The sequence below is a fragment of the Paraglaciecola sp. L1A13 genome, assembly GCF_009796745.1.
Classification (GTDB): Bacteria; Pseudomonadota; Gammaproteobacteria; order Enterobacterales; family Alteromonadaceae; genus Paraglaciecola.
This window is the reverse complement of sequence record NZ_CP047024.1, coordinates 1,031,132-1,054,055: the sequence shown is the minus strand read 5'-3', so window position 1 is coordinate 1,054,055 and position 22,924 is coordinate 1,031,132. Positions and strand designations below refer to the sequence as shown.

Annotated in this window: 23 protein-coding genes; 14 read left to right on the top strand and 9 right to left on the bottom strand. The window is 43.5% G+C overall.

What is annotated here, in order from left to right:
• The first annotated feature begins 184 nt into the window (after positions 1–184).
• The 8 genes from argC (at position 185) to GQR89_RS04250 (ending at position 7,865) form a co-directional block, all read left to right on the top strand.
• Positions 185–1,213, top strand: coding sequence for an N-acetyl-gamma-glutamyl-phosphate reductase (gene argC, locus GQR89_RS04285; protein WP_158768921.1), 1,029 nt, complete (start codon positions 185–187; stop codon positions 1,211–1,213).
• Positions 1,210–1,983: an acetylglutamate kinase gene (gene argB / locus GQR89_RS04280; RefSeq protein WP_158768920.1), complete on the top strand. Its 774-nt coding sequence runs from the start codon at positions 1,210–1,212 to the stop codon at positions 1,981–1,983. Before argC ends, argB begins: the two co-directional genes overlap by 4 nt.
• Positions 1,984–1,992: 9 nt before the next feature.
• On the top strand, positions 1,993–2,910 hold the full coding sequence (locus GQR89_RS04275; protein ID WP_158768919.1) for an ornithine carbamoyltransferase: 918 nt from the start codon (positions 1,993–1,995) through the stop codon (positions 2,908–2,910).
• A gap of 29 nt (positions 2,911–2,939) precedes the next feature.
• A complete protein-coding gene (locus GQR89_RS04270; protein ID WP_158768918.1) occupies positions 2,940–4,178 on the top strand; it encodes an argininosuccinate synthase in 1,239 nt (412 codons plus the stop codon).
• Positions 4,178–5,554: an argininosuccinate lyase gene (gene argH / locus GQR89_RS04265; protein WP_158768917.1), complete on the top strand. Its 1,377-nt coding sequence runs from the start codon at positions 4,178–4,180 to the stop codon at positions 5,552–5,554. The genes GQR89_RS04270 and argH overlap by 1 nt, the downstream gene beginning before the upstream one ends.
• Before the next feature lie 24 nt (positions 5,555–5,578).
• Positions 5,579–6,889 (top strand): amino-acid N-acetyltransferase, encoded by a 1,311-nt coding sequence (gene argA, locus GQR89_RS04260; protein ID WP_158768916.1) that lies wholly within the window; start codon positions 5,579–5,581, stop codon positions 6,887–6,889.
• A gap of 79 nt (positions 6,890–6,968) precedes the next feature.
• Positions 6,969–7,322, top strand: a complete 354-nt coding sequence (locus tag GQR89_RS04255; RefSeq protein WP_158768915.1) for a HopJ type III effector protein — start codon at positions 6,969–6,971, stop codon at positions 7,320–7,322.
• A gap of 135 nt (positions 7,323–7,457) precedes the next feature.
• Positions 7,458–7,865, top strand: coding sequence for a YkgJ family cysteine cluster protein (locus GQR89_RS04250; RefSeq protein ID WP_158768914.1), 408 nt, complete (start codon positions 7,458–7,460; stop codon positions 7,863–7,865).
• A 98-nt stretch (positions 7,866–7,963) separates the two neighbouring features.
• Here the strand turns inward: GQR89_RS04250 and GQR89_RS04245 are convergent, their stop codons facing one another.
• From GQR89_RS04245 to zwf, 5 genes are read right to left on the bottom strand one after another with little or no spacing between them, the layout of a single operon-like run.
• Positions 7,964–8,614, bottom strand: a complete 651-nt coding sequence (locus GQR89_RS04245) for a bifunctional 4-hydroxy-2-oxoglutarate aldolase/2-dehydro-3-deoxy-phosphogluconate aldolase (RefSeq protein ID WP_158768913.1) — start codon at positions 8,612–8,614, stop codon at positions 7,964–7,966.
• Positions 8,615–8,619: 5 nt separating this feature from the next.
• Positions 8,620–9,573, bottom strand: coding sequence for a glucokinase (locus tag GQR89_RS04240; RefSeq protein WP_158768912.1), 954 nt, complete (start codon positions 9,571–9,573; stop codon positions 8,620–8,622).
• A gap of 2 nt (positions 9,574–9,575) precedes the next feature.
• Entirely contained in the window at positions 9,576–11,399 is a 1,824-nt protein-coding gene (edd, locus tag GQR89_RS04235) for a phosphogluconate dehydratase (protein WP_158768911.1), read from the bottom strand.
• Positions 11,400–11,408: 9 nt separating this feature from the next.
• Positions 11,409–12,101 carry a 6-phosphogluconolactonase gene (pgl, locus tag GQR89_RS04230; RefSeq protein WP_158768910.1) on the bottom strand — a complete coding sequence of 231 codons (693 nt, stop codon included), beginning with the start codon at positions 12,099–12,101 and terminating at the stop codon, positions 11,409–11,411.
• 1 nt (position 12,102) lies between these two features.
• Positions 12,103–13,593 carry a glucose-6-phosphate dehydrogenase gene (gene zwf, locus GQR89_RS04225; protein WP_158768909.1) on the bottom strand — a complete coding sequence of 497 codons (1,491 nt, stop codon included), beginning with the start codon at positions 13,591–13,593 and terminating at the stop codon, positions 12,103–12,105.
• A gap of 275 nt (positions 13,594–13,868) precedes the next feature.
• On the opposite strand from zwf, the gene GQR89_RS04220 reads away from it, so the two are divergent.
• Together GQR89_RS04220 and pyk are read left to right on the top strand one after the other, a co-directional pair.
• Entirely contained in the window at positions 13,869–14,720 is an 852-nt protein-coding gene (locus GQR89_RS04220; protein WP_158768908.1) for a MurR/RpiR family transcriptional regulator, read from the top strand.
• A 341-nt stretch (positions 14,721–15,061) separates the two neighbouring features.
• Positions 15,062–16,498 (top strand): pyruvate kinase, encoded by a 1,437-nt coding sequence (gene pyk, locus GQR89_RS04215; protein ID WP_158768907.1) that lies wholly within the window; start codon positions 15,062–15,064, stop codon positions 16,496–16,498.
• Between the two features lie 80 nt (positions 16,499–16,578).
• On the opposite strand, the gene GQR89_RS04210 is transcribed toward pyk, so the two are convergent.
• Both GQR89_RS04210 and GQR89_RS21465 read right to left on the bottom strand, forming a co-directional pair.
• Complete coding sequence (locus tag GQR89_RS04210) at positions 16,579–17,346, bottom strand: EAL domain-containing protein (protein WP_158768906.1); 768 nt, start codon at positions 17,344–17,346, stop codon at positions 16,579–16,581.
• A gap of 340 nt (positions 17,347–17,686) precedes the next feature.
• Positions 17,687–18,001 (bottom strand): hypothetical protein, encoded by a 315-nt coding sequence (locus GQR89_RS21465; protein ID WP_233269077.1) that lies wholly within the window; start codon positions 17,999–18,001, stop codon positions 17,687–17,689.
• On the opposite strand from GQR89_RS21465, the gene GQR89_RS21695 reads away from it, so the two are divergent.
• Together GQR89_RS21695 and GQR89_RS04200 are read left to right on the top strand one after the other, a co-directional pair.
• Positions 17,981–18,196 carry a TonB-dependent receptor plug domain-containing protein gene (locus GQR89_RS21695; RefSeq protein ID WP_370461065.1) on the top strand — a complete coding sequence of 72 codons (216 nt, stop codon included), beginning with the start codon at positions 17,981–17,983 and terminating at the stop codon, positions 18,194–18,196. The two genes, GQR89_RS21465 and GQR89_RS21695, sit on opposite strands and share 21 nt — an antisense overlap.
• 322 nt (positions 18,197–18,518) lie before the next feature.
• Complete coding sequence (locus GQR89_RS04200; RefSeq protein ID WP_158768905.1) at positions 18,519–19,694, top strand: trans-acting enoyl reductase family protein; 1,176 nt, start codon at positions 18,519–18,521, stop codon at positions 19,692–19,694.
• Positions 19,695–19,778: 84 nt separating this feature from the next.
• Here the strand turns inward: GQR89_RS04200 and GQR89_RS04195 are convergent, their stop codons facing one another.
• Positions 19,779–20,027, bottom strand: coding sequence for an EF-hand domain-containing protein (locus tag GQR89_RS04195; protein ID WP_158768904.1), 249 nt, complete (start codon positions 20,025–20,027; stop codon positions 19,779–19,781).
• 91 nt (positions 20,028–20,118) lie between these two features.
• A complete protein-coding gene (locus GQR89_RS04190) occupies positions 20,119–21,129 on the bottom strand; it encodes a rhodanese-related sulfurtransferase (protein WP_158768903.1) in 1,011 nt (336 codons plus the stop codon).
• A 332-nt stretch (positions 21,130–21,461) separates the two neighbouring features.
• Between GQR89_RS04190 and GQR89_RS04185 the strand changes: the two genes are divergently transcribed.
• Positions 21,462–21,800, top strand: coding sequence for a DUF3718 domain-containing protein (locus GQR89_RS04185; RefSeq protein ID WP_158768902.1), 339 nt, complete (start codon positions 21,462–21,464; stop codon positions 21,798–21,800).
• A gap of 217 nt (positions 21,801–22,017) precedes the next feature.
• Entirely contained in the window at positions 22,018–22,782 is a 765-nt protein-coding gene (locus tag GQR89_RS04180) for a class II glutamine amidotransferase (RefSeq protein ID WP_158768901.1), read from the top strand.
• Positions 22,783–22,924 lie beyond the last annotated feature (142 nt).

The following is a 22,924-nucleotide window of genomic DNA, read 5'->3' as shown; positions in this document are numbered from 1 at the left end:
TATTACATTAAAATTCGATTCCCTGCCTAGCTTCGCCAGCATGTTGTATCGACGATAAGTCGAGGTCTGATGCGTTTAGCTCGCCCAGACCTTTAGCATTTGCTAAAGGTCTTGGGTTTTTTTTATTTTTGTCACCATTGTTTAGTAAATTAAACCTTCACGATTAGTTAGAGATATACGTTTTATGATCAAAACTTGTATTATCGGAGCCAGTGGTTATACCGGCGCTGAATTAGCCTCTTTGGTTCAACGTCACCCACGCTTTGAGTTAAATGCCTTATTTGTGTCAGCACAAAGTCAAGATGCCAACAAAAAACTTGGTGACGTGCACGGTTACTTGTTTGCACAAGTAAACTTGCCGCTTACCCCATTGAATGACGATATCTTAAATTCTCTAGCGAATGAGATGGATGTCATTTTTCTTGCCACCCCTCATGAAGCGAGTCACGACTGGATGCCCGTTCTATCTTCCGGCAAAGCTGTGGTGTTTGATTTGTCGGGTGCATTTAGGTTAAAAGACCAACAAGTATTTGAACAATACTACGGTTTTGCTCATCAACAGTCAGCATGCTTAGAGCAAGCGGTTTATGGTTTGGCTGATTGGTTTGCTGAGGACATTAAAAAAGCGGATGTCGTCGCGGTGCCCGGTTGCTATCCTACAGCTTCGCTTAGCGCTTTAAAGCCATTGCAAAATGCTGGTTTTATTGCGGATGGCCACTTACCTATTATTAATGCGGTATCAGGTGTGTCTGGTGCTGGTCGCAAAGCGGCAATGGCCAGTAGTTTTTGCGAAGTAAGCCTACAAGCCTATGGCGTATTGGGTCATCGCCATCAACCTGAAATAAGTGCCTACTTAGGCCGAGAGGTTATCTTCACGCCTCATTTAGGTAACTTCAAACGCGGAATTTTGGCCACTATTACCGTTAAAGTGAATTCAGATGTGAGTGCGCAAGCAGTAGCTGATGCATTTGATCAAGCTTACCAGAATCATCCAATTGTGCGTATTCGCAACTCATGGCCGAAGTTGGATGATGTTGTGGGTACACCGCATTGTGATTTATTTTGGAAGCTAGATACTGATAAAGGCTATCTTGTCATTACCAGCGCTATCGACAATCTGCTTAAAGGAGCAGCATCGCAAGCGATGCAGTGTGCTAATCTGCGATTTGGCTTTGTATCGCAATTAGGTTTAATTCATGAGGTGGCAATATGACCCCCTTAGTGATTAAAGTAGGTGGCGCCTTTATGCAGGCCACTAAAGAAGCCTTGCAATTACTTAGCGTTATCAAGCAACTACAACAGAGTCGTCCTGTCGTGTTGGTTCACGGCGGCGGCCCTATGGTGGAGCAATTACTAGAATCGCTACAGTTAACCAGTACTAAGATTAATGGCCTTCGTGTTACACCACCAGAGCACATGCCTTATATTACGGGCGCACTAGCGGGTACGGCAAACAAGCAGTTATGCTCTTTTGCAATCCGTGCAAGTACGACTCCTGTCGGTTTGTGCCTAGCTGATGGCAATATGACCGTTTGCACCATACTCGATCCTGCCCTTGGTGCCGTCGGTGTTGCTAAAGCAAATTCACCAACTATGTTGAATTTGTTGCTCGAGGCGAATATCCTGCCGATCATCAGCTCAATTGGAGCCGATGAGAAAGGTAATTTGCTCAATGTTAACGCCGACCAAGCAGCAACTGTTATTGCGCAGCTGCTAAATGCCGACTTGCTGTTGCTGTCGAATGTGCCTGGTGTTTTGGATCACAACAAAGCCCTGATTAACCAACTCACTGCGCTAGATATTGATGGCTTAGTGACCTCAGGGGTGATCAAAGATGGTATGCAAGTGAAAGTTGACGCCGCACTTGATGCTGCGACGAGTTTACAGCGCCCCATTACAATCGCGAGTTGGCAAACACCTGAGCAACTCTTAGGATTGCTGGCGGGTAACCCTGTTGGCACTACCATAATCCCAAATATTTAAGGTACCTCCATGAAAAAGGATCTACTGTCGTTCACTGATTGGTCAGCAAAAGACCTCAATGCGCTATTACAATTGGCTATCACCATTAAGAATAATCCAGCTGATTATCGACAAGCTCTAGCGGGTAAATCGATTGTCGCTTTATTCGAAAAGCCTTCTTTACGAACCCGTGTCAGCTTCGATATTGGCATTCATAAATTGGGTGGGCATTTGGTTTATTTAGACAGCCAATCCAATAAATTGGCTGGCCGTGAAGACACCAAAGACATGGGTAACAACCTTGCGTGTTGGGCTGATGCTATTGTCGCTCGTGTATTTGCTCACTCTACACTGGAAGAGCTAGCCAGTGCCGCTAAAGTACCGGTTATTAATGCATTGTGCGACATGTATCATCCTTGCCAAGCCATGGCAGATTACTTAACACTAACAGAACGCTTTGGCGATCTGAGCAACGTTAAACTAGCGTATATCGGTGATGGCAACAACGTGACACATTCTTTAATGATTGTCGGCGTAGCATTAGGCTGTGAAGTCGTAGTGATTACGCCTCCTGGATACGAAGTTGATCCAAAAATCGTTGCGTTAACTGAGCAAAAGGCGGCCGAAAATGGTGGCAAGTTGGTTATAAGTACCGATATAAATGCGGCCAACGGCGCCCACGCTCTCTATACTGATACGTGGATTTCAATGGGTGACGAAACCCCAATTGAAACCATTAAACAGGCCTTTGGTAAATATAAAATTGATGAAGCGATGATGCAATCGACTGGTGCGCAATACGTTATGCACTGTCAGCCTGCCCATCGCGACTTAGAAATTAGCGGTACCTTGATTGATTCAGAGCAATCACTTTTGATGCAGCAAGCAGAAAACAGAATGCACGCCCAGAATGCCATTTTAGTGCATATTCTAGGCGGCGCGGCATAACCCCATTTAACATTTTTTAGGTAAAGACAATGAGCAAGAAAAACATTAAGAAAGTGGTATTAGCCTACTCAGGTGGTTTAGATACATCGGCGATTATTCCTTGGTTAAAAGAGAACTACGATTGTGAAGTAATTGCTTTTGCAGCAGATGTTGGTCAAGGCGACGAAGAATTAGAAGGGCTACGAGAAAAAGCCATTAAAACCGGTGCTAGCGAGTGCTACATCGTTGATCTAAAAGAAGAGTTTGTTTCTGATTACATCTATCCAACTATCACAACAGGCGCGGTTTACGAAGGTCAGTACTTATTGGGTACGTCTATGGCACGTCCAATTATAGCCAAAGCCCAAGTTGAAATTGCCCGTAAAGTCGGTGCAGATGCGTTATGCCATGGTTGTACCGGTAAAGGTAACGACCAAGTACGCTTCGAGGGTACTTTCGCTGCCTTGGCCCCAGAACTAACTGTTATCGCGCCTTGGCGTGAGTGGGACATGGTTTCTCGCGAAGACTTGCTAGACTACCTAGCTGAGCGTGATATCAAAACCACTGCTTCTGCGACTAAAATATACAGCCGAGATGCAAATGCTTGGCATATATCTCACGAAGGTGGTGAGTTAGAAGATCCATGGTGTGAGCCAAGTAAAGAAGTCTGGACCATGACCGTTTCACCAGAAGATGCACCAAATACGCCTGAACGAGTGGAAGTTAGCTTCGAACATGGTCGTATGGTTAAAGTCAACGGTGAAGCGCTTAGCCCATATCAGTGTTTGGTAACATTAAATACGTTAGCTGCCGCTCACGGCGTTGGCCGTATAGATATCGTCGAAAACCGTTTAGTCGGCATGAAATCACGGGGATGTTACGAAACCCCAGGCGGCACCGTTATGTTAGCGGCGTACAAAGCACTAGAAAGCCTAGTTCTGGATAAAGCTGCCCTTAAATACCGCGAGCAGATCGGTCTAGAATTCTCACATGTTATGTATGACGGGCGCTGGTTTACCCCCCTCAATGACGCGTTATTGGCTGGTGCAGCAAGCTTTGCTGAGCAAGTAACTGGCGACATCGTAGTTAAGTTATATAAAGGCCAAGCCACTGTTACGCAACGTCGTTCACCTAACAGTTTGTACTCTGAAGATTTCGCGACCTTCGGCGCCGATGATGTATACGACCAAAGTCATGCTGAAGGATTTATCCGTTTATACAGCCTATCGAGCCGTATCGGTGCGTTAAATAAAAAAGGCATTCCATTTAAAAATACAGGTATCGAATAATGAGCTTGTGGGGCGGACGTTTTCAAGACGGGAGCAGTGCGATGTTTCGCACTGTTAACGACTCATTGCCTTTTGATCGAGTACTCGCGAGCCAAGATATTCGTGGCTCAATTGCTTGGTCTCGTGCTATCGCCAAAGCAGGTGTACTGACTCAAGAGGAACAGCAACAACTTGAAGAGGCACTCAATGCCTTACTCGTTAAAGCCGATGCAAATGAGCTCGATTTTGATGCAAGTAGTGAAGAAGATATTCACAGCTTCGTTGAAGCAACCTTGATCGAGCAACTCGGCGATGTAGCGCGTAAGCTACATACAGGCCGTAGTCGTAACGATCAGGTCGCGACAGATTTTCGTCTATGGACGCGCGAGCATGTAGAATTGCTAGTCGAAGATGTACAAGCGGTGATTGCCTCTCTGGTTGGTAACGCTGAAGCGAATCAAGATGTGATATTACCAGGCTATACCCATTTACAACGTGCTCAACCCGTGCGTTATCCGCATTGGTGTTTAGCCTATGTTGAAATGCTTAAACGTGATTTGAGTCGTCTTCAAGATTTAAAAGTTCGTTTGAACCAATGCCCACTTGGCAGCGGTGCATTAGCAGGCACGACTTACCCAATCGATCGTCAGACTATCGCTGAAGAACTTGGCTTCGATAGTCCCTGTGTAAATAGCCTAGATGCCGTATCTGACCGAGACTATGTTTTAGAATTATTATTTGTTGCCAGCACAAGCATGATGCATTTATCTCGTATGGCCGAAGACCTAATATTCTATAACTCTGGCGAAGCAGGTTTTATTCAACTGGGCGACGCAGTTACCTCTGGCTCATCATTAATGCCCCAGAAAAAGAATCCTGATGCATTAGAGTTAATGCGCGGTAAATGTGGTCGAGTATTTGGTAGCTTACAAGCGATGCTCGTCACTATGAAAGGCTTGCCCTTGGCATATAACAAAGACATGCAAGAAGATAAAGAAGGCTTGTTTGATGCCACCAACCAATGGCATATCTGTCTGCGTATAGCTTGTGAAGTCATCGATAGTATTAAACTCGATAGCGAACGTTGTGCAAAAGCAGCCCGTGAAGGTTACGCCAATGCCACTGAGTTAGCTGACTACCTTGTGGATAAAGGCATTCCATTTAGAACGGCCCATGATATTTCTGGACGTGTGGTACTTGATGCGCTTGAAAAGAAAAAAGCCATCGAAGAACTTAGTATTCCCGAACTTAAAGTTTACTCACCTGTGATTGAAGATGACGTATATCCTGTTCTTCAACTTGAGTACTTGGTAAATAAGCGCGACATACTAGGCGGAACAGGTATAAAACCTGTGCTGGCGGCACTAGCTAACGCAAAAGCATCGCTGACAAAATAGCAGTGTAAAGCGTAAGGAAAACACGTGGTACTTTCACACAATGACAGCGTAAAGCTTTTTCGCAATTCAGCGCCTTACATTAACGCTCACAGGGGTAAAACCTTTGTATTAATGTTTGGTGGTGAAGCGGTTGAAGATGCAAACTTCGCCAACATTATTCAAGATATCGCCCTGTTAAACAGCTTGGGCGTAAGATTAATTTTGGTTCACGGGGCACGTCCGCAGATCGATCAACGTGTTGCTTTGCGACATGTAGAACCGCGCTTTTGTGAAGATTTGCGAATTACTGATAAACAAACCTTGGAATGTGTGAAAGATGCTGCGGGATCAGTGCGCTCGCAAATTGAAGCACTGTTAACCATGGGTTTAGCCAATTCCCCAATGCACGGTGCACAAATACGCGTTTGTTCCGGTAACTTAGTCGTCGCTATGCCTATTGGCGTGCGCAACGGCGTAGATTACGAACATACTGGTTTAGTGCGACGCATCGATGTCACGGGTATTAATGATCATCTTGAAGATGGCTCGATCGTATTATTACCGCCTATGGGGTATTCCCCTACTGGCGAAGTATTTAATTTGAGTCACGAAGATGTAGCGACAAATGCCGTTAAAGCACTTAAAGCTGACAAGCTGATTATCTTTTCACAAAAAGATGGTTTAGTGGATGAAACAGGTCGATTGTTACGTAATATACAACTTAATTCATTGTATCCCATGCTCGAGCAAACCCATTTCCACGCAGAAAAACACACTATTCAAACCATTATCGACAGCCTCGAATCTGGGGTAAGTCGTTGCCATTGCGTTAGCTATGGTCAAGACGGTGCCTTACTACAAGAATTGTTCACCCGGGATGGTGCTGGTTCGTTGATATCGCAAAGTTATTATGAACAACTTCGTAGCGCGACGATCGAAGATGTGGGTGGCATATTGAATCTAATTAACCCGCTGGAAGAAAAAGGGGTTTTGGTCAAACGCTCCAGAGAAATTCTAGAGCGTGAAATTGAACAGTTTACTATTATCGAACGCGACGGTATGACAATAGCTTGCGCTGCTTTATATCCCTACGCTGAAGAACAATGTGGCGAATTAGCATGTGTTGCGACTCATACTGATTATCGCGGCGGTAATCGCGGTGAACGTCTACTGAACGCCATTCGTGAGCAAGCAAAAATACAAGGGCTAAAGTCTATCTTCTGTTTAACCACTGTAACCTCTCATTGGTTTTTAGAGCAAGGTTTCGTGCTTGCCTCATTGGACGACTTGCCCGCTAAAAAGAAATTGCTGTATAACTTCCAACGCAATTCTAAAGTCTTTGTTTTAACACTGTAATATAAGCTTTAATATAATTTACAAAGGTAATTTCAGTCGAAATTGCCTTTGTTATTTCTCAGTATAATTTAGGACTTTCATGACCAAAGACGATCTGATCACCCAAGTGCAAACTCAAGCTAAAAATGTTGAGTTCAGCCAAGTAATCAATGTGATCCAACAAAATTATCAATATTCAGCAACAGCTTTCACCAACGGTGATTTAGTCAATGAAAAAGGTAGCAACGAGGGCTCATGTAAAATATTTTACTTTGCGCTGCTAAATCAACTATCCGAATTTGAAACCTTGAGTTTATTTGGTACCTTTTATCGAAACGATGTTGTGCAACATCCTGAAGGCAACGATCACGGTAACATCCGTAATTTTATGAATACAGGTTGGAACGGTATTAAATTCAACGCTCCGGCGCTAGTGCCCCTAAACCAAGATTAAGACTCCGTAGGTTCACCACCTATTTTTATTCACCTTAAAATCGTTAGGTCTCTTATTGTCGCTAAGATGAGCTCGCTCATCTTAGCGTTTTCTTTGCTACACTCCCCTTACTATTCTTTGACGCGCTAATATAAATTGAAAGAATGCACCCAATGTGGAAAATGCTGTACCCAATACGCAGACGGCGGTTTATCAGTCACAGACAGTGAGATAGATATGTGGGAATTATTTCGCCCAGACATTGCGCAATATGTCAAAAAGGGCTTAATTTGGGCAAGTCCACAAACGGGTAAGCTACTGAATCAATGCCCTTTTTTGCGCGTAATTTCAGCTGAGTCCGGAAACTCCAATCAAAAAGATATTTACACTTGCGATATCTATTACGACCGGCCTGATGACTGCAGATCCTATCCTGTTACGATCAAGCAAATGCTCAACGATGAATGTGAAATGCTCGAGGAGAAAGATTTAGCCAACCCCATCAAAGCGCAACGGGCATTAGATATTCTGATGAGAGATAGCCGACCAGCGTTTGATAAGTAATGCGCTGATTGTAATCGGTTAAAGGCAAACTTAGAGGTTAAATCCAATATACAAAAAAGGCCACATCAGTGGCCTTGTTTACAACATCGCATATGATGTTATTTGATACCCGCTGCGCCTGCTACTGCCTGCTTAGCTAGTTCGGTGATACGAGCCCAATCACCCGACTCGACTGCGTCATCAGGCGCTAACCAAGAACCACCCGCGCAACGCACGTTAGGCAACGATAGGTACTCAAGGTAGTTAGTTGGGCTTATGCCACCAGTAGGACAAAAGGCGATATCAGGGAAAGGTCCGCCGATCGCTTTAATTGCTTTAACACCACCAGATGCTTCCGCTGGGAAAAATTTGAAGTGGGTGTAACCAAAATCGATGCCGCGCATCAATTCAGAAATAGATGAGATCCCAGGAATAAGGGCGATACCACCTTTATTACCCGCGTCAAGAAGATCAGATGTCATGCCTGGGCTAATCGCGAACATTGCGCCGGCCGCTTCTACTTCTGCTAATTGCTTTGCGTTGGTCACTGTGCCAGCACCAATTATGGCGTCAGGTACTTCTGTGGCAATAGCTTTGATCACGTCAAGTGCTGCTGCGGTACGTAAAGTCACTTCTAGTACGCGTATGCCACCTGCAATTAGCGCTTTAGCTAGAGGTACGGCGTGCTTCACATCTTTAATAACCAGTACAGGAACCAATGGTCCTGAACTAAAGACTTCTTCTGAAGAAACTTTCCAATTTTTTGTCATTGTAGTTAACCTTTATAATGCTGTTGTAGGTATGCCATCGCGCCGATTAAACCGTGATCGGGCTCTGTTATAATGTATGTAGGTATGCTGGCAACGTAATCACGAAACCGGCCTTTTGCTTCAAAGCGCGCGCGAAATTCGCTTTTCTCGATAAATTCTACAAATCGAGATGCAATTCCGCCGCCGATATAAACACCACCACGGGTACACAAATTCAGCGCTAAATTGCCTGCAAAGCTTCCCATGATGCGACAAAACTGCTCAAGTGTTTCTCGGCACAAGGCGCAACTATTATCAATTGCCCGAGAGGTTATATCTGCAGCATCACTGTACTCTGACGGTACATTTTTAGCCGCTGCCAACCCCTGATAGATATGGACAATTCCTCTTCCTGACATCACTTCTTCTGCTGAGGCATGGCCTAACTTTTTAGTTAAAAAGCGCAAAATAGCGATGTCATTTTCATCGACAGCTGAAAAATCAACGTGTCCACCTTCTCCATCAAGCGCTTTCCATACGCTATCAGTACAGGTTAAGTGTTCAACACCTAAACCGGTTCCAGGTCCAAACACGGCAATATTAGCGTCGGGCACAGCTTCGCCTTGACCAATTTGCACCTTTTGGCTGTCGTCCAATCTAGGTAATGAATGTGCTACCGACGCAAAGTCATTGATGACCCCTAGCCATTTTAAGCCCAATTCACTTTGCACAGCTTGAATAGAAAAAGCCCACGTGTGATTGGTCATTTTGACAATGTCGCCGCTAACGGGACAAGCAATAGCTAAACAGCCAGCACCAAATTGTGTAGCTGGGAATTCCGAAAAGTACTGCTTAATAGCATCGGTTAATGTGTCGAAATCTGCACACAGATATTTGCGAATATCAGCCACTTGACCGTCGATAACTTGAGCTAAACGGATATTGGTTCCCCCAATATCCGCAACGAAATTAGTTGTCACGATTAATCATCCTGTCCGACGAAAAGTGAACAAGCGCCCTGCTCTGCACCCGTTAGAGTAGAACGCATCCCAGCAAACATTTCACGGCCCATGCCAATTTGGTGAGAAGCAACGTCCGTTACTCTCGCTTCGCGGGCAGTCAACGTAGCTTCATCAACATGTAGGGTGATATGACCTGTTTGGGTATTAAGCTCGATAACATCATCGTTTTGAACTTTGGCTATCAGGCCGCCCTTAATAGCTTCAGGGGTCAAATGGATGGCAGCAGGTACTTTACCTGAAGCACCTGACATACGACCATCAGTGACTAATGCCACCTTAAAGCCTTTGTCTTGCAATACGCCCAAAGGTGGCGTCAAGCTGTGTAGTTCAGGCATACCAATGGCTGAAGGACCTTGGAAACGCACCACAACAATACAATCTTTGTCTAAATCGCCTGCTTTAAAAGCAGCTGCCAATTCAAACTGATCTTCGAAGACAACGGCAGGAGCTTTTATAATGCAATGAGGCTCACGCAATGCCGAGGTTTTCATAACGGCTCGACCCAAGTTACCTGTCAATACTGATAAACCGCCATCAGGCTTAAAGGGTTCAGCCACAGTGGCAACCACTTGCTTGTCGAATGACTCAGTAGGACCATCTCGCCATACGAGTTCGCCGTGTTCAAGCATTGGCTCTTGAGTATATCGTTCAAGACCATCACCACAGATGGTTTTAACATCATTGTGCAGTAAACCGGCGTTTAATAATTCTCGGAACAACAATGCCATACCACCGGCTGCGGTGAAATGGTTGATATCGGCAGAACCGTTGGGATAAATACGCGTGAGTAGCGGCACAGCATCAGAGATATCAGAAAAATCATCCCAATTAATGGTGTAACCAGCGGCACGTGCCACAGCAACTAAATGCATGGTGTGGTTGGTTGAACCACCTGTTGCTAATAAGGCCACCAAGCCGTTTACGATAGCTTTAGCATCTACGATATGACCGATTGGGCGATAATCTTCGCCTAGGTCAGTAATGCGCGTCACTTGACGCGCTGCAGCATCGGTCAATGCTTCACGCAAAGGTGTGCCAGGATTAACAAAAGAAGAACCTGGTAAATGTAAGCCCATGGTTTCAACTACTAACTGGTTACTGTTCGCTGTACCGTAAAAAGTACATGTACCGGCTGAGTGATAAGACTGTGATTCAGCTTCAAGTAACTCTTCACGACCAACTTTACCTTCCGCGTACATTTGACGTACACGGGCCTTTTCTTTATTTGGAATACCCGATGGCATAGGGCCTGCGGGTACAAAAATAGTAGGTAAATGCCCGAAACTAAGACCCCCAATCAATAAACCAGGGACGATTTTGTCACAAATACCCAGCATCAAAGTGCCATCAAACATATTGTGCGACAAAGCAACGGCAGTTGACATGGCTATCACGTCACGGCTCATTAAGCTTAGGTCCATGCCCGCGTTACCTTGGGTTACCCCGTCACACATCGCAGGCACGCCGCCAGCAAACTGCGCCACGCTACCAACCTGATGAATAGCCTTTTTCAAAATTTCAGGGTAATCATGGTACGGCTGATGCGCAGACAACATATCGTTGTATGAGGAAATAATCGCAATATTTGATTTGGTCATGCTGCGCAAATCAGCTTTATCTTCAGTACCACATGCAGCAAAGCCGTGCGCTAAATTACCGCAGGATAAGGTGCCGCGATGTGGTCCTTGTAAACGCGCTTTTTCAATTTTATCGAGGTACGCTTTACGTGAGCCTTTGCTGCGTTCAATAATGCGCTGGGTAACTTCTTGGATAATGGAATTCATAATTTTCTCCTAGGGTGCCCACATTAGTTCAACATCGGCATTGTTTAGCACAGCGCGAATGGGCATAGCATGCTCGTCGCCACCTTTAATCGCTTCGTCTAATACTTGCTTCTTACTTACGCCTGTTAAGTGCAAGAAAATATTCTTACTGTTTAGCAGAGCAGGCAAAGTTAACGACATGCGTTGATTCGGTGCTGTCGTCGGTTGCACCGCGATATATGTTCGGCGCGCGCCTTGATCCAGACCTTGATGAATTTGCTCTGAGCAAGGGAATAATGAAGCCGTGTGACCGTCCTCTCCCATACCCAAGATCAAGACGTCAAAAGGCGTATGTAAATTGGCTAAGTTGGCCGTACAGGTTTCAACGGCATCTTTAGCATCCGCGTGCTCAGTTTTAAGACCAATAAAATTTGCTGCAGCAGCATTATTCTTTAACAACTCTCGGCGAACCATTTTCTCGTTACTGGCGTCGTCGTCAACACCGACCCACCGCTCATCTGCAAGGCTGATATCGACCTTCGACCAATCAAGATCAACATTGGACAGCGAGTTAAATAAAGCTTTGGGTGTGCGACCACCAGATACAATCAAACTGGCGCGACCGTTTTCGCTGATACCGGCTTTTAAAATATTCACAATACGCTCAGCAAAAGTGGCATTTAATTCATCAGTCGACTGAAAATTATTTTCACTTAATGACATATTATTTTTTCCCTATTTTGCTTTCATACCAGGCTCGGTCTTCACGGGCTAGTAACGCAATAGACGCGACAGGACCCCAAGTTCCAGCTTGATAAGGTTCGGGAGGCTCATTGGTGTGTCCCCAAGCTTCGATGATGCCATCCACCCATTTCCAGGCAAATTCTACTTCATCACGACTTACGAATAATGCCTGATTCCCTAGCATCACTTCGAGCAATAATTTTTCATAAGCATCAGCAATACGATCGTCTTGGAATGCTTCAGAGAAACTCAAATTCAGTCGGGATTTTTGTAAATCCATGGCACCGGTACTCGTCAAACCCGGTACCTTATTCATGACTGTGACTTCTACACCCTCATCAGGTTGCAAACGTATCGTGAGCTTGTTAGGCGGTAACTGAGAGAAACTATCTTCGAATAAGTTATGCGGTTGACGTTTAAAGTAAATAACCACTTCACTGGTTTTATTTGGTAAGCGTTTACCTGTTCTTAGATAGAACGGTACGCCTGCCCAACGCCAATTATCAATATCGACTTTAAGTGCCACGAATGTTTCTGTTTCGCTACGAGGATTGGCATCTGGCTCATCTAAATAACCAGGTACTTCTTTGCCTTTGACGAAGCCGCTAATATACTGACCACGAACACTTTTCTTGGTAATATTAGTTGAGTTAATCGGGCGTAACGCCTTAAGCACTTTAAGCTTCTCACCTCGAATGCTATCTGCATCTAACGTTGTCGGTGGCTCCATCGCAATCAAAGTCAAAATTTGTAATAGGTGATTTTGCACCATATCGCGCATTTGTCCGGCGGTATCAAAATACCCCCAACGCCCTTCAATGCCTACTGATTCAGCTACACTAATTTGCACGTGATCAATACTGTTATGATCCCAGTTAGTAGCGAAAATAGAATTTGCGAAACGCAGCGCTATCAAATTTAAGACGGTCTCTTTGCCAAGATAATGATCGATACGATAAATTTGTGATTCATCAAAAAACTCTGCCACTTGATCGTTAATCACTTTAGACGACTCTAAATCGTGACCAATTGGTTTTTCAAGCACAACGCGCATGCTTTTATCAATAACATCAGCGGCTTTAAGACCACGGCAAATATCACCAAATATAGAAGGAGGCGTTGCGAAGTAGCACACCATAGTGCGGCCAACATCAACATGCTCTGCGAAAACACTGTAGCTATCTGCGTTTTTCATATCTACGCAAACATAATTCAACTTGGCAGAAAAGCGCTCCCATGTTTCTTCACAAAGGGCTTCGCCACCAAATTTTTCAATATTTTCTTTTACGAGAGCAATATATTCTTGCAAGCTGATGGCATCGCGAGCGACGCCCAATATGTGGGTTTCAGCATGCATTAATTGAGCTTTTTCTAACTGGTAAAGCGACGGAAGTAATTTGCGGCGAGCTAAGTCACCCTTAGTGCCGAATAGAACAAAGTCGCATGGAGCGGATGAGTTATCTAACGTCATTGTGTTTAACCTGCTAATTAATGAAATTGCGTGATTGGAATTGGGCTAATAATAACACTTCAATCATGACTTATCTTTGCCCACAGTTAACAACAAATGTTGTAATTTTACAACGTTTGTTAAGAAAAGGCGACGATTTATACGCTTTAATCACCTCTTCAACCTGGAAAACAGCGCTTTTTTGTTAAAAAGTTACAAGAAGGTTACCAAGTTTTCCACCGACAGTGTTATTCTTGCTTCTACTTTATGATTTTAGTTAAGAATTCTGTGGCCTTATGAACATTCTTGAAAAAATAACTCAGCATAAACTGGCTTTTAGTAAGTCAGAACGCAAGGTAGCCGAAGTCATTTTGGCGAACCCTCAAATCGCGATCCACAGCAGCATAGCCGCCTTGGCAAAAATGTCGGACGTCAGTGAGCCCACAGTCAATCGCTTTTGTCGCCGCTTAGATACCAAAGGCTATCCTGATTTCAAATTACATCTCGCGCAAAGTTTAGCCAACGGTACTCCCTATGTAAACCGACATGTGGAAGAAGATGACGGCCCTGAGGAGTACACAAAAAAGATTTTTGAATCGACTATGGCGTCTCTTGAAGTTGCCCGTCAGTCGGTTGATATCAACACTATTAACCGCGTAGTAGACCTATTAACTCAAGCTCAAAAGATTTCATTTTTTGGTTTAGGCGCTTCAGCCTCTGTGGCACACGATGCGCTCAATAAGTTCTTTCGGTTCAACGTACCAGTGGTTTACTTTGAAGATATATTGATGCAGCGCATGAGTTGTATGAATTCATCTGAAGACGATGTGATCGTGCTAATTTCCCATACTGGACGAACTAAAAGCTTGGTTGAAGTAGCTCAAATAGCACGCAGTAACGACGCAACAGTCGTCGGTATTACATCTAAAGATAGTCCTTTAGCAAAAGAGTGTAATTTGGTTCTATCATTAGAAGTACCAGAAGATACAGATATGTATATGCCCATGGCATCACGCATTGCGCAGTTGACGCTAATCGACATTTTAGCAACCGGTTTCACCTTGCGCCGAGGCACCAAATTTCGTGAAAACCTGAAACGTGTAAAAGACACGTTACGTGGTTCAAGATTCGATAAACGTAACGATTAGTGATTAAAACTTACAATTAAAGGTGTTTTTTAGCAACCATTGGTCTGACCTCACGCTATTTTGCGCACTTTATTGGCTTTTAATGTTAAAAAATTTCACAATCACGACTTATTCATCTAGTATTTTCGTAATAAAATTACGAAACGGTAATAATTCTGTCAGCTTCACTTGTTATAATCGCCGACTGACAGCCATACAAAATACGATTGCGTATCAATTCACCCAGTAATTGTGGTTTGTGAGCTATCGTTAATGTCATGGCATATTTGAATAAAACCGCAAACTTTATTTAATACCTGCATTCCTGAAACAGTATGCGCCACAACCAGAGCAAATTAACTATGTTAAGACGAACCAAAATTTTAGCTACATTAGGGCCATCAACAGACACAGTCGAACAAATTGAGGGCATAGTACAAGCCGGAGCGAATGTAGTACGCATGAACTTCTCTCATGGTACTGCACAAGACCACATCGACCGCGCCGATAAGGTTCGTCAAGTAGCGAAAAAGCTTGGTAAATACATTGCAATCTTGGGTGATTTGCAAGGTCCAAAAATCCGCGTAGCCAAGTTCAAACAGGGTTCGATTATTCTGGCCATGGGCGACAAATTTATTCTTGATGCTGATATGGGTCGTGACGATGGCGACCAACACGCCGTAGGTATCGATTATAAAGCTTTACCTAACGATGTGAACGCCGACGACATTTTATTGTTAGATGACGGACGTATTCAACTTAAAGTCATTGAAGTCATCGGTAATAAGGTTCATACGGAAGTAACTGTAGCGGGCAAATTGTCTAATAATAAAGGCATTAATCGGTTAGGTGGTGGTTTATCTGCTGAAGCACTAACTGAAAAAGACAAAGAAGATATTAAAACAGCCGCGATCATTGGAGTCGATTACCTAGCAATCTCTTTTCCCCGCTGTGGCGACGATTTGCGTTATGCACGTCAATTAGCAGAAAAAGCCGGTTGTCATGCCATGATCTGCGCTAAAGTAGAACGTGCCGAAGCCGTTGCAACTGACGAAGCTATCGATGACATTATTGAAGCATCTGATGCGGTCATGGTCGCTCGTGGTGATTTAGGTGTTGAAATTGGAGATGCTGAGTTAGTTGGCGTGCAAAAGAAGTTAATCGCCCGCTCTCGCCAACTAAACAAAGTAGTTATTACTGCAACTCAAATGATGGAATCGATGATCAGCAGCCCGATGCCTACACGTGCAGAAGTGATGGACGTGGCTAATGCCGTTTTAGATGGCACTGACGCAGTGATGCTCTCTGCTGAAACAGCCGCCGGTGAATTTCCTGTTGAAACAGTGGCTGCGATGGCACGTGTTTGCGTTGGTGCAGAAACACACCCAAGCGTTCATATTTCAAAACACCGCATGGACCAGAGTTTCAGTTCAGTAAGCGAAACGTTGGCACTTAGCGCAGTATACGCAGCGAATCATTTGAGCACAGTAAAAGCGATAGTCGCGTTAACTGAAAGTGGCAGCACGCCACGCTTAATGTCGCGTATAACCACGTCGTTGCCAATCTACGCATTGTCTCGTCATGACTCGACCTTAAACATTATGGCGCTATATCGCGGTGTTAAGCCTGTATTCTTCGATTCTCGCGGCAGTAGTCCAGGTGAGCTAACCAAAGACGTGGTGGCTATCATGAAAGAAAAAGGCCTACTTGAAACAGGTGACTTATTCATTATGACGTATGGTGACACAATGGAAACCGTTGGCGGCACTAACGCGTGTAAAATAGTTGCGGTTAGCTAACTATATTTACTAGCTTAACCTGAGTTAAAAGCTGGGATATTGCATTTTGTCCCAGCTTTTTATTTTCTACGTAAACAAGATCACATTTCGCTAAAATCCACTGGCGGCAAACATTCAAAACCAGGTCTCGCAAAAAAGTAGCCTTGCAACAAATCAATACCCGCAGCACACAGCCAATTTGCTTCTTCGCGTGTCTCTATTCCCTCCGCGAGAGGTTCGATATTTAGCTCACGAAACATGTTCACACAATGACGAACTATTGATTGGCGAACCGTATCGGTGTCAATACCACGGATAAGCCCCATGTCCAGTTTAACGATTGTAGTCTGAAAATTCGCCAGTAAACCTAAGCCTGAATAGCCCTCACCAAAATCGTCAATTGCCGTTTTAAACCCCTGCGCGCGATAATACTCTACGATTGCTTTGACATGCTCTGAATCCTGTATTTTTTCACCTTCGGTAAACTCAAACATGATTTTATTAATAGGAAAATTGTACTTCTGTGCAGCATCCAGTGTAGGCCGTATGCACCGTTGAGGTTTGTATACGGCATTGGGTAGAAAATTAATGCTGAGTATTGAATTCAATTCTAGTTTAGCGGCTAGTGCAATGGCCTTAATACGGCACAATTGGTCAAATAAATAGAGGTTGCTTTGATTAACTTGGGATATCACAGAGAAGGCGGACTCATTATTCAGGCCGCGCGCCAGCGCTTCATAACCAAATATATTGCGTTGCCTAAAATTAACGATGGGCTGAAAGGCCATTGTAAAATCAAAGCCTAAGTCTCGATGTTCAACACATTGGCTACAAGATGATTTATTGGCTAACTCTATGTTTTCGTCCATTTTCGTACCCTACTGATATTTATGTTTATATAGGCTAAAGTTTCCTGCCCTTTTGGATACTGTACCCTGTATTCTGCGTGACAAATAGCAAGTTAACGGCGCTTATGCGGTCACTGTTGATAATTTAATAATCACCAAAGGGACAGCATACAGCTGCATAGTCATAACGTTAACTCTTTAGGTTAATAAGTGCGAAATTTTCACTTCGGTTGCAAATAAGGTTGTTCGTCGCCTAGGACACCTCTGACAATTGGGATTGTTTTACTCCCATCACCTGACAGTTAAGACGTCTTCCAACGTCTATCTGAAATAATGATCACATTAGGAACATACATCAAACTCAATCACATAAACCTGAAAGTAATTGCGGTGCAGTCGCTTCAACCATGAATGTATAGGTACAAGACAGAAACGACCTAAATATAGAACGGGTACAAATTACTGGCTCCCACATTAGAAGAGCCGATTTAGAAGGACCTTCGCCAGTTACTTCTTTATCGTCTGCAGATATTACCCAAACCGATGTAACCGACTTAATCGGTTTATTTGCCAAACTACCTATCGCAGGGCAAGGGATCTTTTCAACCCAAAGAAATAGCAATGATGGCAAAGTTAACAGCGGTTCTGGCGTTTCATAACGCGGATTAGGAGCCAATTCAACACTTATACGAGTCTCTGTCTCCCCTTTTCGAATGGAATAGATACCGATTATGTTAATACTAATAACATTCCACTAGCCGCAATAAAACACGTTGATATATTAAAAAATGGCGCATCAGCAACGTACGGTTCTGATGCGATAGCAGGTGTAATCAACATCATAACGAAAGATGATTTTAATGGTATTTAACTGTCCGTAAAGTATGGCGGTACGGCGACGGCAAAGAGTCCAATGCCAGTCTACTTTTGGTACCAGCTCCGATAAATCTAGCTATACGTTCCCCATTGATTATTTTGACCGTGAAGAAATTCTTTATGCTGATAGGGATTACGCTAAATCGGCGAGCCAATCAACCCTTCGCCCGAATAATCCTTACGCCACGGATTTTAGAAGTTCAGCCAGTTTAACGTTCAATTCGCCATTCCTATAGTTAGCCATCAATCAAATAAAGTGAAGGTTAAACGATGTGGTTTTACTATTAAACCATCGTAAATCCTATGAGAACTATAAAATGAGTACAAATAAAGAATTCGATATTGTCGTGTATGGTGCTTCCGGTTTCACTGGACGCTTAGTCGCTGAATACCTCGTAAAACAATACAAAGACGACAACAGCTTTACTTGGGCAATGGCTGGACGCAGCGCCGATAAGCTTGCACAAGTGCGGGATGAAATTGGTGCCCCAACTGATACCCCTCTTGTAGTTGCAGATGCAGAAGATGCGAAATCCATGCAAGCTATGCTTGACCGGACCCGCCTGATATTGACTACTGTAGGGCCGTACCAATTATATGGTTCGGAATTAGTCGCTATGTGCGCACAGTCAGGTGTAGATTACGTGGACTTATGCGGTGAGCCTGTTTGGATGCGTCTAATGATCGATGCGAACGAGGCTGCTGCAAAAGAAAGCGGCGCGCGCATTGTATTCTCATGTGGTTTTGACTCTATTCCGTTTGATTTAGGTGTATATCAATTACAACAATTGGCGAAAGAAAAATTCGGCCATACCTTTAATCGCGTTAAAGGCCGCGTTAAAAAGATGCAAGGTACATTTTCGGGTGGCACCGCTGCAAGTTTGAAAGCAACACTGGCCGCAGCAAAGCAAGATCCTAAGCAGTTTCAACTATTGCTAAATCCCTTTGCCCTTACACCCGGCTTTGCAGGGACCGAACAACCGTTAGGAAACAAACCCTATTTTGAAGAATCGTTAAACACGTGGGTAACCCCTTTCATAATGGCGGCGATTAATACCCGTAACGTGCACCGTAGTAACTTCTTACTGGAACATCAATATGGCAATGACTTTGTCTACGACGAAATGCTAATGACCGGTCCAGGTGAGAAAGGTGAAGCCATAGCCAATGCTGTCGCCAACGATAAAGGTATGATGAAAGACGGCGGCCCTAAACCAGGTGAAGGCCCAAGTAAAGAAGAGCGCGAAAATGGCTTCTATGAAGTGCTATTTGTCGGTAACGATCAGGAAGGACAAAACCTAACAGTAAGCGTTAGCGCAACGCTGGACCCAGGTTACGGTTCAACATCACGCATGATTACAGAAGCGGCGCTTTGTCTTATCAAAGACGCAACTGATACAGCAGGCGGTATTCTAACCCCAGCATCTGCTATGGGCGATAAGCTAATTACCCGTTTAGTGGACAATGCAGGCTTAACCTTTAAGCAAGTATAAAATCCTGATCAAGAATGAAAAAGCCCAAGCATGTGCTTGGGCTTTTTGTCATTAGTCCATAAACAACCAATAAGATTTTGGGGATTAGTATTCCCACCAAGATTGCTGCCACCACTCCAAAAATTCTTCGAAGTCGATAGAGCCATCATTGTTCTCATCAATTAAACCAAAGCCTTCTTCAACATGACTGGCCTTGGTCTTAGGAGATATTATGGTTAACAATTCAATAAACTCTGTTAATCCAATTTCACCATTGTTATCCGTATCGAAATAATCGAACTCTTTACGAATTTCAGCGACCTTTTCTGGCGCTAACGTCTTTTGATCTGCCATGTTTAATTCACATTAGTTAAGTTAGCCTGAGTGTACCCTTTCATATAAGCGAATGTCTACGTTAGTGAGGAAAAGCGCACTACGCAGGGAATCAACCGTTGCTTTTTCCAGCAGCAGTACGTTGTGCTCTGCGTTGAGAAGCCTTTTGCTGACGACGTAATTTTATGGCTTTCGTTGCATCTTCGCCTACGTGTGCCTCATTACGTTCTTTAGCCAAATTGACTTGTTTCTCACGTTCACGGAAACGCTTAAGTTGTTCTTCACTATGGGTACCATGACACTTGGGACAGCTCGCTCCCGCTTCGAAAAGTGGGCTTTGCTTATCTTCTTCGGTTATCGGCAATCGACATGCATAACATTGATCGTATTCACTTTTCTGTAAGTCGTGATTGACCGCCACACGATTATCAAACACAAAGCAATCACCTTCCCATAGCGTGTCGTCTTTCGGTACATCTTCTAAATACTTAAGAATACCACCTTCAAGATGAAAGACTTCTTCAAAGCCCTGTTCCTTTAAATACGCGGTCGACTTCTCGCAGCGAATACCACCTGTACAGAACATCGCAACTTTCTTATTTTTGTTTGGGTCAAGATTGTCTTTTACATACTGAGGGAATTCACGAAATGACTCAGTATTTGGATTAATGGCGTTTTTAAACGTGCCTATTTCAATCTCATAATCATTACGCGTATCGATAACGGTTACGTCGGGATCAGAGATAAGTGCATTCCAATCCTTAGGTTTCACATAAGTACCAACGGTGCGCAAAGGGTCAATACCTTCAACTCCCATGGTGACAATTTCTTTCTTCAATTTTACTTTAGTGCGATGAAAAGGCTGATTTTCATCTAAAGACTCTTTATGAGAAATAGGCTTGATCCGCGGGTCATTGTTCAAATACGTCAGTACTGCGTCGATAGCTTCACGAGAACCGGAAACCGTGCCGTTAATACCTTCTTCGGCAAGCAATAAGGTACCTTTAATACCATTTTCTTGCATAAAAGTGAGCAGCGGCTGACGCATGTCTTCAAAATTTTTGAGGGTAACAAATTTGTATAGCGCACACACAACGAAGGGTGCAGAAGTATTGTTTTGCATTAAGTTTTCCTTGCGATTTGGATCGTAAGTCCAGAGCAGTTAATAGATGCTTAAAAAAGCGCCAGAAATATAGCAAATCAAGGGACATTTTTAAAGCTTTAGGTTTGGCTTTCCCCATTAATATTTAAAAGCGTTAGATTTTAAAAACTGTACTGGTTAAAAAAACTAATTTTTGGTCAATTAAGATACTAGTTATTTTATTTTAATTATTTAAATTTACATGAAATGCCTAATGCATTGATTTATATCAATAATAAAACTGGCATCTGAGTTGCAAACAAATAATTAACAACACAACACACTGTTAAATTGATTATTCAAAGGAAACACTCATGAAAAAACTGACTAAAATTATCGCCGCCGCTACTCTTTCTTTTACTGTTCTTGGTGCTGCACATGCAAGCCCTGAATTCGTTCCCACAGATGACCAAGCTGGGACTAAATTATGTGTTACCGCTACAAAAGGTAATATTTTTAAAATGCATAAAGCGATGAAAGCAAATAAATTAACCAAGCGTTATGTGACAGAAAAAATGACCTGTAATGGCCAGAACATTGTGGCCTTTATCGAGCAATATGGTGATAAATCAACAAAGATGAATAATTATCTGACGAATGGAAAGTACAGCGAAATGCCTAGCGTCATCGCCAGTGTCAATACACATAAATAAGCACGCAGCACACAAAAACTTGATGCAACCAGAGCAAAAATTCCGCCTAGAGCGGATTTTTTGTGTCTAATAAACGCTTTAGTCACCTAGGCTAAGTAAGTGTATTAATGCCCCACACTGCCTCTCGATATCTTTTTATTACAAACCGTGGGATCCTAGAGATCTGTCTGCACCATTCAAGGTATAATCGCGAAATCAGCAATACGCGAGACAAAATATGTGTGAGTTATTGGGAATGTCGGCCAACGTGCCAACCGATATTTGCTTTAGTTTTAAGGGACTTCGTGAACGCGGAGGACGTGTAGGCCCACATAGGGATGGTTGGGGCGTGGCATTTTATGAACAAAAAGGCGTATGTATATTCAAAGATCCGCAGCCGAGTTATGAATCTGAGATTGCCCGCTTAATTTCGGATTACCCAATAAAAAGTAAAGCCGTTATTGCTCATGTTCGCCAAGCGAATCGCGGACGCATCGGCATGGAAAACACCCATCCTTTCAGTCGTGAGTTATGGGGCCGCAACTGGACATACGCTCATAATGGCCAGTTAAGTGGCTACACCGATCTACCCATAGACCGATTCACGCCAGTTGGAACCACTGACAGCGAACGGGCCTTCTGCTATCTAATGAGTGCTTTGGACAATCGATTCCCTAATCGTCCTAGCAAACGCATATCTGCTTTTAATTTTTTGCAAAGAGAAGCTAAAAAGCTCAATAAGTTAGGCGTGTTTAATATGCTCATCACCGATGGTGAGTACTTACTTGCATTTTGTTCGACTAAATTACAATGGATCACACGTAGAGCACCGTTTGGTAAAGCACATCTATCAGATATTGATGTGGATATCGACTTCGCTAAAGAAACAACGCCTAACGACATCGTCACTGTCATCGCGACCGAGCCCCTTACAGGTAATGAAAATTGGCGGAAGATGCTACCCGGCGAAGGACAAGTATTTCGCTTTGGTGAGCCCTTATAAACCATTGTTAACTTGGTAGTACTCATAAAAAGAGCAAACACTTTGCTCTTTTCTGCGATATTTCTACTGCGGTTTTTTACACAACTTTTACCTTAGCCAGCAAACATTCTCTGTAAATTTCAGTCAAAATAGTCCTACTTTC

Coding starts and splice junctions, on each gene's coding strand:
- argB (WP_158768920.1), top strand. CDS start 1,210: ATGACCCCCTTAGTGATTAAAGTAGGTGGCGCCTTTATGCAGGCCACT.
- argH (WP_158768917.1), top strand. CDS start 4,178: ATGAGCTTGTGGGGCGGACGTTTTCAAGACGGGAGCAGTGCGATGTTT.
- GQR89_RS04190 (WP_158768903.1), bottom strand. CDS start 21,129: ATGCAAAACAATACTTCTGCACCCTTCGTTGTGTGTGCGCTATACAAA.
- GQR89_RS04180 (WP_158768901.1), top strand. CDS start 22,018: ATGTGTGAGTTATTGGGAATGTCGGCCAACGTGCCAACCGATATTTGC.
- pgl (WP_158768910.1), bottom strand. CDS start 12,101: ATGTCATTAAGTGAAAATAATTTTCAGTCGACTGATGAATTAAATGCC.
- edd (WP_158768911.1), bottom strand. CDS start 11,399: ATGAATTCCATTATCCAAGAAGTTACCCAGCGCATTATTGAACGCAGC.
- GQR89_RS04210 (WP_158768906.1), bottom strand. CDS start 17,346: ATGGACGAAAACATAGAGTTAGCCAATAAATCATCTTGTAGCCAATGT.
- GQR89_RS04255 (WP_158768915.1), top strand. CDS start 6,969: ATGACCAAAGACGATCTGATCACCCAAGTGCAAACTCAAGCTAAAAAT.
- zwf (WP_158768909.1), bottom strand. CDS start 13,593: ATGACGTTAGATAACTCATCCGCTCCATGCGACTTTGTTCTATTCGGC.
- GQR89_RS04200 (WP_158768905.1), top strand. CDS start 18,519: ATGAGTACAAATAAAGAATTCGATATTGTCGTGTATGGTGCTTCCGGT.
- GQR89_RS04220 (WP_158768908.1), top strand. CDS start 13,869: ATGAACATTCTTGAAAAAATAACTCAGCATAAACTGGCTTTTAGTAAG.
- GQR89_RS04245 (WP_158768913.1), bottom strand. CDS start 8,614: ATGACAAAAAATTGGAAAGTTTCTTCAGAAGAAGTCTTTAGTTCAGGA.
- GQR89_RS04275 (WP_158768919.1), top strand. CDS start 1,993: ATGAAAAAGGATCTACTGTCGTTCACTGATTGGTCAGCAAAAGACCTC.
- GQR89_RS04185 (WP_158768902.1), top strand. CDS start 21,462: ATGAAAAAACTGACTAAAATTATCGCCGCCGCTACTCTTTCTTTTACT.
- GQR89_RS04195 (WP_158768904.1), bottom strand. CDS start 20,027: ATGGCAGATCAAAAGACGTTAGCGCCAGAAAAGGTCGCTGAAATTCGT.
- GQR89_RS04270 (WP_158768918.1), top strand. CDS start 2,940: ATGAGCAAGAAAAACATTAAGAAAGTGGTATTAGCCTACTCAGGTGGT.
- argC (WP_158768921.1), top strand. CDS start 185: ATGATCAAAACTTGTATTATCGGAGCCAGTGGTTATACCGGCGCTGAA.
- pyk (WP_158768907.1), top strand. CDS start 15,062: ATGTTAAGACGAACCAAAATTTTAGCTACATTAGGGCCATCAACAGAC.